We start from the raw sequence: 12,176 nt of genomic DNA on the forward strand, positions 1-12,176 counted from the left end.
TATGCTAGTAGTACGCGCAATCCAAGCCGACGACCTCGATGCCCTGTACGTGATGGCCACCCAGGTGGGCAGCGGCATGACCACGCTCAAGCCCGACATGAAGATGATGAGCGACCGGCTGAACATCGCCGTCGCTTCGTTCGCCGAAACCATTGCGCCTGAAAAGCGCGACTATATGTTCGTCATGGAGGACACCGATACGGGCCGCCTGGCCGGCGTGTGCGCCATCAAGGGCTCGGTGGGCCTGACCGAACCATTCTACAACTACCGCATCGGCACGCTGGTGCACTCCAGCCGCGAGCTGGACGTGTTTACCCGCATGGACACGCTGTACCTGTCGAACGACCTGACCGGCAGCACCGAACTGTGTTCGCTGTTCCTGCATCCCGATTACCGCACCGGTAACAACGGCAAGCTGCTGTCCAAGAGCCGCTTCCTGTTCATCGCGCAGTTCCCGCACCTGTTCACCGAAAAGCTGATTGCCGAGATGCGCGGCTACCAGGAAGAGAGTGGCCGTTCGCCGTTTTACGAGGGATTGGGGCGCCACTTCTTCAAGATGGATTTCGATCACGTTGACGCGCTGACCGCCGTTGGCAAGAAGTCCTTCATCGCCGAGCTAATGCCGCGCCAGCCGCTGTACGTGGCCTACCTGCCGGACGACGCGCAGGAAGTCATCGGCAAGGTGCACACCTCCACCGCGCCGGCGCGCCGGCTGCTGGAGCAGGAGGGCATGTATTTCGAGGGCTATGTCGATATCTTCGACGCCGGCCCGGTGTTGCAGGCGCGCGTGTCCGAGCTGCGCGCCATGCGCGACAGCACGCTGGCCGAGATCGGCCCGGCGACCGACTGGGATTCCGCCTGCGCGCCGGAGAGCGCGGCTGGTGAACCTATGCTGGTCTCCAACACCACGCTCAAAGATTTCCGCATGATTCTGTCGCAAGCCGTACCGGTGAGCGGCGCCATCGCCCTGCCGGAAGCAGAGCAGCAACTGCTGCGCTGCCATACCGGCGACAGCGTGCGGACCCTGACTCTCAATCCGAGGAAGAACAATGGCTAATTCAACGATCAACATCAGCAATTTCATCAACGGCGAATGGCTGCACGGTAGCGGCGCGGAACTGGTGACCATCAACCCGGCCACCGGCAAGCAGACCTGGAGCAGCAACGCTTCCACCGCACAGGACGTGGCGCAAGCCACCACCGCCGCGCGCGCCGCGTTTGACGCGTGGGCATTGACCCCGCTGGAACAGCGCATCGCTGTCTGCACCCGTTTCCGTGACCTGCTGAAGCAGGACGCAGAAGAGCTGGCGCTGCTGATCTCCGAAGAGGTGGGCAAGCCGCTGTGGGAAGCGCGCACTGAAGTGACCACCATGGCCAACAAGATCGATATCTCGGTGCAGGCCTACGGCGCGCGCACCGGCGAGACGCACAGCAAGGTCGCCGATGGCGAAGCGGTGCTGCGTCACCGTCCGCACGGCGTGTTCGGCGTGTTCGGCCCGTACAACTTCCCTGGCCACCTGCCGAACGGCCACATCGTGCCAGCGCTGATCGCCGGGAACACCCTGGTGTTCAAGCCGAGTGAATACGCGCCACGCACCTCGATCAAGACTGTGCAGCTGTGGGAGCAAGCCGGCCTGCCGTATGGCGTGCTGAATCTGGTTAACGGCGGCCGCGACACCGGCGTGGCGCTGGGCCAGAGCAAGCTGCTGGATGGCGTGCTGTTCACCGGCAGCTGCCAGACCGGCACCGCCCTGCATAAACAATTCGGTGGCCAGCCGGGCAAGATGCTGGCGCTGGAAATGGGTGGCAACAACCCGCTGGTGATCTGGGATGCCAAGGAAACCGACGCGGCTGTGTTCATGGCGATTTCGTCGGCCTTTATTTCGGCCGGCCAGCGCTGCACCTGCGCGCGCCGTTTGATTCTGCCTGTCGGCGCGGCTGGCGATGCGATTGTCGCGCGCCTGGTGGATGTCGCCAGTCGCCTGACGGTCGGTGCGTCCGACGCCGAACCAGCGCCATTCATGGGGCCTGTGGTGTCGGCTGCTGTCGCCAAACGCCTGGTGCAGGCGCAGGCCGACATGGTCGCGCGCGGCGGCAAGCTGCTGCTGGAGATGAAACACCTGGAGGCCAACACTGGCTTCGTCTCGGCCGGCATCGTGGATGTCACCGCCGCCAAAGGCATTCCGGACGAAGAGTGGTTCGGCCCGCTGCTGCAAATCATCCGCGTGGCGGACTTCGACAGCGCTATTGACGCTGCCAACAACACGGCGTTCGGCCTGGCCTCGGCGCTGATCTCCAACGATGAAAAGCTATGGAAGATTTTCCAGGTGCGCGCCCGTGCCGGCATCGTCAACTGGAACCGCCCGACCACCGGCGCCGCCAGCAGCGCGCCGTTCGGCGGCGTGGGACAGTCGGGCAATCATCGTCCAAGCGCCTACTACGCGGCAGACTATTGCGCCTATCCGGTTGCATCGATTGAGAACAATGTACTTGAAATGCCGGCGAAGCTCTCGCCGGGCATGCACTTCTAAAGGTAGCGCCTTATGTCAGCACGCGAATTCAACTTCGACGGCCTGGTAGGTCCATCGCACAACTACGCCGGCCTGTCGTTCGGTAACGTCGCTTCGTTCAGCAACGTCAAGAGCGCGTCCAATCCCAAGCTGGCCGCGTTGCAGGGCCTGGCCAAGATGCGCGCGCTGGCGGCGCGTGGCTTTGGCCAGGCTTTATTGCCACCGCAGGACCGTCCGAACTTCCGCCTGCTGCGCAGCATTGGCTTCACCGGCAGCGATGCTGAGGTGTTGTCGAAGGCCGCTAAAGAAGCGCCGGTGATTCTGGCCTGCGCCTATTCGGCCTCACCGATGTGGACCGCCAACGCCGCCACTGTCAGCCCATCGGCCGACAGCGCCGATGGCCGTACGCACTTCACCGCCGCAAACCTGAACAACAAGCTGCACCGCGCATTTGAGCACGAGCAGTCGGCGCGCGCGCTGCGCGCCATCTTCAAGGATGAGAAGCACTTCGCCGTGCATGACGCGCTGCCAGGCACGCCGGCTTTCGGCGACGAGGGCGCGGCAAACCACACGCGCCTGTGCAAGGACCACGGCAGCGCCGGTGTTGAGTTGTTCGTCTATGGCCGTACCGAATTCGACGCGTCCGCATCCGCGCCGAAGAAGTACCCGGCACGCCAGACGCTGGAAGCTTCGCAAGCCGTGGCGCGGCTGCACCGCCTGTCGGCCGAACGCACTGTCTACGTGCAGCAGAATCCCGATGTCATCGATCAAGGCGTGTTCCATAACGACGTGATCGCGGTAGGTAATGCCAATGCCCTGTTCTACCATGAGCAGGCATTCGCCGACGAAGCAGGCGCGCTCGATCAGCTGCGCCGTGCGATGGGCGCAGTGGGGGCGGACCTGAATGCGATCCGGGTCGATACTGCCCATGTACCGGTGGCCGACGCGGTCGCCAGCTATCTGTTCAACAGCCAGTTGCTGAGCAAGGCCGATGGCAAGATGGCGCTGGTGATTCCGCATGAATGCCAGGAAGTCACGTCGGTGGCGCGCTACCTGGAAAACCTGGTGGCGGGCGGCAGCGTTATTGATGAACTGATACATTTCGATCTGCGCCAGTCGATGCGCAACGGTGGTGGTCCGGCATGCCTGCGTTTGCGCGTGGCGCTGACCGAGGCCGAAGCCGCCGCCATGCATCAAGGCGTGGTGATGACCGAGGCGCTGTATCACACGCTGGTGGCGTGGGTGGAAAAGCACTACCGCGACCGCCTGGAGCCCGCCGATCTGGCCGACCCACAACTGGCAATAGAAGTGCATAATGCGCTGGAGGAGCTGAGCCGCATTCTTGGACTTCCAGGACTCTACGACTAAATCGCGCAGCCACAAGCTGGCGCGGCCCTTGCAGCACAAAATACCTATAACGTATTGGAGAAGCAATGATGAAACAAACGCCACAAGACCTGCGCAAACAAACGCTGGACCTGGTCAACGCCACCAAGCCCGCCACCGAAGCCGCTACGCTGGTCAACGCCTGGCTCGGCTCTATCGATGACGACGACCTGGCTGGCACTGCCCCCGATAGCCTGGCGCTGGTATTGTTGGATGGTTTCAATCAAGCTTACAAACGCAGCGGTAGCGGCGCACAGATCGCCAAGCTGCATTACGACGACAGCCGTGGCGGCAAGGCCACCGCGCTGCTGATTCTCAACGACGACATGCCTTACCTGGTCGACTCCATCGTCATGGCCATGCGCAAGCTGCGCGTTATCGCCAACAGCGTGCTGAATGCGGTGCTGCCGGTCACGCGCAATGCCGACGGCGTGGTGACGGCGGTGGGTGAACCTGGCGCCAGGCTGGAATCGTATGTGCTGGTGCTGCTGTCCGAAGATTTGCCGGAAGCGGAAATCGGCGCGCTGACCGACCGCATCGTCATGGTGTCGCGCGATGCCGCCGTGGTGCGCCGTGACCGCGCCGCCATGCTGGAACACTTCAGCCGCATCGGCGCCGAAGCCGCCGCCCACGGTGAAGAAGGCAAGGAAGTCGCTGCCTTCCTCGAATGGGCCCGCACCGAAGGCTTCGAGCCGTTCGGCTACGCCTACTATGCCGTCAAACCGGGCGTGCGCGAGCTGGAACGCGACATTCCTAGCCGCATCGGCGTGCTGCAAGATACTTCGCATCCGGTGTACGGCACCTGCCTGGCCAACATTCCTGGCGATTTCGATACGCTGTCGAAGCGCGCACACACGCTGTCCATCGTCAAGGCAGACGTGGAAGGTACGCTGCACCGCGACCAGCAACTGGACTTCATCGGCATCCGCCACACCGACGCGCAAGGCGCCATCCTCGGTGAATACTGCTTCGTTGGCCTGTTTACCCGCGCTGGCAATGTCACGCCGCTGAACCGCCTGCCATTCGCGCGTGGCCGCGTGGCGCGCGTGTTGAGCATCGCCGGCGTGCGCCAGGAAGGCTTCCGCGCCGAGAAGTTTGTTGAGATCCTTGAATCGCTGCCGCGTACCGAAGCGCTGGAAGCGGAACCTGAATGGCTGGCCGAAGTGTGCGGCGCGGTCGTGTCGCTGTACAAGCAGCCGCGCGCCAAGGTCTTTGCCCGCCGCGACGTGTATGCGCGTCACCTGAACGTGCTGGTCTACCTGCCGCGCGAGCGTTACAGCGCAAGCGTGGCTTCGGCTTTAGCCAAGGCGCTGCAAGCCAGCTCCGGCGCGCAGCATGTCAGCTCGCAGACGCTGGTGGCGGACGGCCCGCTGGCCCGTGTCTACCTGATCGCGCATGGCGCGCGCTATCCGCTGGATCTGGAAACCGATATCCAGCAACCGCTGCTGGCTGTCATGGACGGCTGGCACGACAAGTTTTCGGTGCTGGCCGATGCTGTGGCCGATGTGCCGCTGCGCGCCAGCCTGCGCAAGATGTGCGCCACGCTGCCGACCGACTACGTCGCCACCACCACGCCATCCGCCGCCTTCCACGATCTGGGCGCCATCCTGCGCAACCCGGATCCATCGCGCGTCAACGTGCGCGTGGAGGCCGACAATGGCCACACCACCATCCGCCTGTATTCTGTCGACCGCGTGCCGTCGCTGTCGACCATCTTGCCTGCGCTGCATAACGCCGGCGTGGCGATCGACCGTGAACAGGCGCATTCGCTGCGCGTGAACGGCGAGCGTCACTACGTTACCAGCCTGTCAGTGGACGCCGCCAGCGCGAGTAAATTGTCGAAAGAAGAAATCGTGCCGGTGGCGGAACAGCTGTTCGCCGCGCTGTTCAACAATGAAGCGGAAGATGGCCGCCTGAACGGCCTGGTGGTCGAAGGTGGCCTGAGCGTGCGCGAAGTGCAGCTGGTGCGCGCCTACATGAGCTACTGGCGCCAGGCCAGCCCGCGTTTCTCGGTGCGCTACATGGCGGAAACGCTGCGCAAGCAACCGGCGCTGGTCAAGGAGCTGGTGGACGCCTTCCTGCAGCGCTTCAATCCTGCGAATGACGAAGCCACGCGCGCCGCCGCGCTGGACAAGCTGGCCGACATCAAGAGCCGCCTGCCAGCCATCAACCATGCAGACAGCGAAGAAGTGCTGGGTGCGATGGCCACGCTGATCGGCGCCACGCTGCGCACCAGCTACTTCCAGAACGGCCAACAGGGCGACAAGATCATCTTCAAGTTCGATACCAGCAATCTGCTGCTGGTGCCGGAGCCGCGCCCGTTCCGCGAAATCTTTGTGTTCTCGCGCCGCTTTGAAGGCGTGCACCTGCGCGGCGGCCCTGTGGCGCGTGGCGGCCTGCGCTGGTCGGACCGCATGGAAGACTACCGCACCGAAGTGCTGGGCCTGGTGAAAGCGCAGATGGTGAAGAACGCCGTCATCGTGCCGGCCGGCGCCAAGGGCGGTTTCGTGTGCAAGCAGATGCCGAAAGACGCCGCGCGCGAAACCGTCGCGGCGGAAGGCGAGGCAGTGTACCGCCTGTTCATTTCCAGCCTGCTGGAGGTGACCGACAACCGTGTGCTGGGCAATATCGTTTCGCCGGCGGACACGGTCTGCTACGATGGTAACGATCCTTATCTGGTGGTGGCGGCCGACAAAGGTACTGCGACCTTCTCCGACATCGCCAACGGCATCGCGGTACAGCGCGGCTTCTGGCTGGGCGATGCGTTTGCGTCGGGCGGCTCGAACGGCTATGACCACAAGAAGATGGGCATCACCGCCAAGGGCGCGTTTGAAGCGGTCAAGCGCCACTTCTACGAAATGGACCACGACATTCACGCGCAGCCGGTCACCATGGTCGGCGTGGGCGATATGTCGGGCGACGTGTTCGGCAATGGCGCACTGCTGTCGCGCAAGCTGAAGATCGTTGCGGCCTTCGATCACCGCCATATCTTCCTCGATCCGACTCCGGACATGGAAGTCTCGTTCAAGGAACGAGAGCGCATGTTTGCGTTGCCACGCTCATCCTGGGAGGACTACAACAAGGATCTGATCTCCAAAGGCGGCGGCGTGTTCCCGCGCAGCGCGCGTTCGATTGAGCTGTCGCCGGAAATCCGCGCGGTGCTGGATATCGAAGAAACCGCGCTGGCGCCGGAAGAGCTGATGCACCGCATCCTGCTGGCGCCGGTGGACCTGTTCTACAACGGCGGCATCGGCACCTACATCAAGGCTTCGACCGAAACGCATGCACAGGTGAAGGACCGCGCCAACGACAATATCCGCGTCAACGGCAATGAGCTGCGTTGCAAGGTGGTGACTGAAGGCGGCAACCTGGGCGCGACGCAGGCAGGCCGTATCGAGTTTGCGCTGTCTGGCGGACGCATCTTCACCGATGCGATCGACAACTCGGCCGGCGTGGATTGCTCGGACCACGAGGTAAACGCGAAGATGTGGCTGGATGTCGAAATGAACGCCGGCAAGTTGAGCGAAGCGGATCGCAATCGCATCCTGAACGAGATGACCGACGATATCGAACGCCTGGTCCTGCGCGACAACACGCTGCAAACGCAGCTGCTGGTGCGCGAGCTGCAAGCGCAGAACGACGCAGCGGTGCAGGACGGCTATGCCGCGCTGATCGCATCGCTGGAGGAAGAGGGTGCGCTGTCGCGTGAACTGGAGCAGCTGCCATCGGTGGCCGAACTGGCGCGCCGCAAGGCGGATGGACGTGGCCTGACCACGCCGGAACTGGCGGTGGTGATCGCCAACGTCAAGAACCGCTACAAGCGCATCCTGTCGGCTTTGCCGCTGACCGAGAAAAGCTGGGCCGAGTCGGTACTCAAGCCTTACTTCCCTGATCTGCTGGTGGCAACGCGTCCGGCGCTGGCGCACCCTCTGGCCAACGCCATTCTGGCGACGGTGCTGGCGAATGAATCGGTCAACCGTTGCGGTCCGCTGATGCTGCGCCAGCTGGCGGGCGAACATGGCGTCGATGAAGCGGAAGTGATTCTGGCCTGGGGTCAGGCATGGTCGGCGCTGAACCTGGCGCCGATCTTCAACACGCTGGACGAGGATGCGCTGAAAGTGCCGCGCGCCGTGTCGATCAAGGTCGACGCGCACACTCGCGTGTTGCAGAAGGCGGTGATCGAAGGCGCGCTGTCGGTGCCTGCCGATCAGCTGCGTAATGGTGTCGGCGAGCTGACTCGCTTGTTCGCCAATCCGGAAACGCTGGCGCAGTTGACGCCTGTCAGCGGCCAGTCGGAAGCTGAGCTGACCGCCGGCCTGCGTGCCGAGTTTGCGCGTGCCTGGATGGCGGTGGACGCGATTGAGGCCGTGGCGGCGTTTGTGTTTGCAGCCTTGTCGGTGCAGCGTCCTGCGGGCATGGACTTGCCGGCCTTCCTGCAAGTGGGCCTGGCGCTGCGCGCGCAGGTGGGGATCGATACGCTGGAGCGCGGCCTGAAGCTGCCGGCCACCAGCCGTTCGCAGGAACAGCTGCGTGCTTATGCACAGAACGCGCTGCGCCGCACACAGCAACGCCTGCTGTCGCAGGTGCTGAAGCATGCGACCGGCGGCCATTCGGCGCTGGAGGCGGTGGAAGTCGTCGCCAACACGCTGGGCTTGTCGGGCTATGCGGCGGCGACTGACCTGGAGCAGGCGATGCTGGATGTGTGGGCTTTGTCGGAAGCAGTCAACGCCAGCACGGCGGCGCTGGCGGCGTAAGACGATGAGCGAGTTGCCAGCAGCATTGCCGCCAGCCGTACGTGCGCTGGCAGAGGCGGACTTCAGCGCCATCGCTCCACGCTTCACGGCCGCTGGCTTCACGGTCGCCGAGCCGGCGGACGGCATCATCACGATCCGTGCCGCCGCTGTCGATGCGGCGCGTCCTGCCTTGCTGATCTCCGTCGGTGTGCATGGCGACGAGACGGGGCCGATCGAAGTCGTGGCGTATCTGCTGGACGCCTTGTCGCATCAGCCTTCCGCGCTGGCGGTGGACCTGATGCTTTGCGTCGGCAACATCGGTGCCATCCGCGCTGGCAAGCGTTTCATCGACGCGGACCTGAACCGTATGTTCCGCGAACAGCGCGGCACGCTGGAAGGCACGGCCGAAGCAGCACGGGCCGATGTGATGATCGCGGCCACTACCGCTTTCTTCAAGGATGCCGGGCCGGTGCGCTGGCATCTTGATCTGCATACGGCGATCCGGCCTTCGGTGTATCCAACCTTCGCCATTGTGCCGGAGCTGATTGCCGACCAGCCGCGCGCGCAGCTGATCGACTGGCTGGGGCTTGCCGGCATTGGCGCCATCATCATGAATCCGGCATCGGTGGGCACTTACAGTTACTACTCGGCCGAGCATCATGCGGCGGCCGGCACCACCATTGAATTGGGCCGCATCGGCACGCTGGGGCAGAACGACCTGGCGCAGTTCAAGGATGCATCGCAGGCGCTGGACGACCTGCTGCGCGGCGCGGCGCAACGCGAGGGCACGCAGCGGCCGCACATCTTCAATACGGCGCGCCAGATCATCAAGCTGAGTGAGCAGTTCAAGATGGCGTTTGGCAAGGAGACGCATAACTTCACCGCCATGAAACAGGGTGAAGAGATTGCGCGCGATGGCGACACGATTTACACGGTGCAGCATCCGGAGGAGCTGGTGGTGTTTCCGAATCCCGATGTGCGTGTGGGGCTGCGTGCGGGCTTGATGGTGGTGCGGGTCGGCTGATCTTTACCCGTCTTTACACTCGGCGGGCTTATGGATACATGGTTTAGTTCGTTAATAGGTACAACATTGTCCTTAACTACGGAGTAAGAGCCATGAGCACCATCAGCAGTCTGTCCAGCAGTACCGCCGCCAGCGCCACCAGTTTCGATCCCGCCAAAGGCGCGGCGCGCTTCGCTTCCAAAATCTTCAGCGATATGGATGCCGATACCGACGGTTCGGTTACCAAAGACGAATTCGTCAAAGGCCTGGAATCCAAAGGTGTCTCGACCGAAGACGCGACCAAGCAGTACGCGGCGATCGACAAAGAGGGCGCCGGCTCGATCACCAAGGACGATCTGGAATCGGCCATCAAGAGCGGCGATTTCAAACCGCCCCGCCCGCAAGGCGGCGGTGAGGGCGGCACGCAAGCCGCTGGCGGCGCGGGTGGCGCCGGCGGGGCAGGTGCCGCCGGAGGCACCAGCAGCGCCACCAAAACCTATGAAGCCGCCGATAAAAACGAAGATGGCACCGTCACGCAACAGGAACAACTGGTCTACGACATGGCCCAAGCCGCCAAGTCCGCCGCTGCCAGCACCAGCGCCGACAAGCTCGGCAACAACGTCGACGCACTAGCCTGACCCGCCTTGCGGCCGCGCAAACCTCACGCGCGCGCCGCTGAATTTGTCCCGCCGTCGGTCATGCTCGGCTGGGATGACGGCTGATGTAAAGAGTTAAGCGCGGACGATCAGGGCGGTCAGGGTGATGGCCAGGCCGACCAGGATCATGGCGGCGCCGGTCAGGGCCGCTGGGTGGACGCGGCGAGATACGGTGGGGATCTTTTTAATCGGCATGGCTGGGTTCTCCTTCTTGGCTTTGAGTAACACTTGCCTCAAGCGTAACCCGGAGGCCCGTTTCCAATCTATACACGTCGCGTATCAAAAGTAAGCACTTGTAACGAGGTTGTTTTTTAGGCACAAAATACCTTTAGCGACAGCGGACCGGAAGGCCCTATAATCGCTGTGTTTTTGCCCGAACAAACCTCCCACAAGGAATGCCTGTGAACCAAACGTTGGTCCAGAAACTGACCCGTACCAAGCCGGTCGATCATAGCAACACCGAACACGCTCCAAGCAGCAATACCTTGCACCGCTCTGTAGGCTTGTTTCCCCTGACGATGATCGGCGTCGGCGCCACCATCGGCACCGGGATTTTCTTCACGATGGTAGAAGCCGTGCCCAAGGCCGGCCCGTCGGTCATCCTGTCGTTTCTGATCGCGGCGATCACCGCCGGCCTGACCGCGCTGTGCTACGCAGAATTGTCGTTCCGTATTCCCGCCTCCGGCTCGTCGTATTCCTTTGCCTACGCGACCGTGGGCGAGTTCCTGGCCTTCATCATGGCGGCCTGCCTGCTGCTGGAATATGGCTTGGCCGCCAGCGCGGTGGCGATCGGCTGGTCGGATTATCTGAACAACTTCCTCAACAACGCCTTCGGCTGGCATATTCCCGAGATGCTGCGTTCGCCGAGCATCGTCGCCACCGCCACGCACGGTATCGAATTTCGTAGTGGCCACATCAACCTGCCGCCGATCATTCTGGTGTGCTTGTGCTGCCTGCTGCTGATCCGTGGCGCCAAGGAGTCGGCCACCACCAATGCCATCATGGTGCTGATCAAGCTGGCGATCCTGATCTTCTTCGTGGTGGTTGCCTTCACCGGTTTTGACATCAACAACTTCCACCCGTTCTTCAGCCCGGACGGCATCCACATCACCGGTGCGGCTGGTGTGACGGCGGCTGCGGCCACGGTGTTCTTCTCCTTCATCGGCCTGGACACGGTTGCCACCGCTGGCGAGGAAGTGAAAAATCCTAAACGCAATGTGCCGATCGGCATCCTGGCCGCGCTGGGCATCGTCACTGTTTTCTACATGCTGGTGGCGGTGGCCGCGATGGGCGCGCAGCCGGCAGCCAAGTTTGCCGGCCAGGAAGCCGGTCTGGCGGTCATCCTGCAAAACGTCACCGGCCAGACCTGGCCGGCGCTGGTGCTGGCGGCTGGCGCGGTGGTGTCGGTGTTCAGCGTGACGCTGGTGACCATCTATGGACAGACCCGTATTCTGTACGCCATCTCCAGGGACGGCCTGATTTCGCCGGCATTCCAGAAGGTCAGCCCGCGCACCGGCTCGCCGACCCAGAACACCCTGATCGTCTGTATCGTGGTCGGCCTGGTGGCTGGTTTTGTTGACGCTACCTTCCTGTGGGACATGGTCAGCATGGGGACGCTGACCGCGTTCAGCGTGGTCTCGCTGGCGGTGCCGGTGATGCGCCGCAAGGCCGGCCCTGCGGCAGAGAAGGGCTTCCGCGTGCCGGGCGGTCCTTATCTGGTGCCTGGGTTGAGCATCGCCGCCTGCCTGTACCTGATGTTTGGCCTGTCGATGACCACCTACACCGTGTTCGCGATCTGGATGAGCGCGGCGGTGCTGACCTATCTGCTGTATGGCATGCGCAACTCGCGCCTGAACTAAGAGGTCGTTTCAAAAAGACCGCAGCTGCG

7 protein-coding genes are annotated in these 12,176 nt (G+C 63.1%); all 7 read left to right on the plus strand.

The genetic code is table 11. From position 1 onward, the window contains the following. The first annotated feature begins 1 nt into the window (after position 1). The 7 genes from astA (at position 2) to KW842_RS24050 (ending at position 12,147) form a co-directional block, all read left to right on the plus strand. A complete protein-coding gene (gene astA, locus KW842_RS24020; protein ID WP_218306650.1) occupies positions 2–1,057 on the plus strand; it encodes an arginine N-succinyltransferase in 1,056 nt (351 codons plus the stop codon). Then, complete coding sequence (astD, locus tag KW842_RS24025) at positions 1,050–2,531, plus strand: succinylglutamate-semialdehyde dehydrogenase (protein WP_218306651.1); 1,482 nt, start codon at positions 1,050–1,052, stop codon at positions 2,529–2,531. The genes astA and astD overlap by 8 nt, the downstream gene beginning before the upstream one ends. Positions 2,532–2,543: 12 nt before the next feature. After that, on the plus strand, positions 2,544–3,878 hold the full coding sequence (gene astB / locus KW842_RS24030) for an N-succinylarginine dihydrolase (protein WP_218306652.1): 1,335 nt from the start codon (positions 2,544–2,546) through the stop codon (positions 3,876–3,878). A gap of 68 nt (positions 3,879–3,946) precedes the next feature. Beyond that, positions 3,947–8,650 (plus strand): NAD-glutamate dehydrogenase domain-containing protein, encoded by a 4,704-nt coding sequence (locus KW842_RS24035; RefSeq protein ID WP_218306742.1) that lies wholly within the window; start codon positions 3,947–3,949, stop codon positions 8,648–8,650. A gap of 4 nt (positions 8,651–8,654) precedes the next feature. Next, the gene (locus KW842_RS24040) at positions 8,655–9,653 is read left to right on the plus strand and encodes a succinylglutamate desuccinylase (protein WP_218306653.1); all 999 of its coding nucleotides are present in this window, start codon (positions 8,655–8,657) and stop codon (positions 9,651–9,653) included. A 92-nt stretch (positions 9,654–9,745) separates the two neighbouring features. Continuing rightward, positions 9,746–10,270, plus strand: coding sequence for an EF-hand domain-containing protein (locus tag KW842_RS24045; RefSeq protein WP_218306654.1), 525 nt, complete (start codon positions 9,746–9,748; stop codon positions 10,268–10,270). A gap of 419 nt (positions 10,271–10,689) precedes the next feature. Then, on the plus strand, positions 10,690–12,147 hold the full coding sequence (locus KW842_RS24050) for an amino acid permease (protein WP_218306655.1): 1,458 nt from the start codon (positions 10,690–10,692) through the stop codon (positions 12,145–12,147). Positions 12,148–12,176 lie beyond the last annotated feature (29 nt).

It is taken from the genome of Duganella sp. sic0402 (genome assembly GCF_019219065.1).
In the GTDB taxonomy this organism is placed as follows: domain Bacteria; phylum Pseudomonadota; class Gammaproteobacteria; order Burkholderiales; family Burkholderiaceae_D; genus Rugamonas.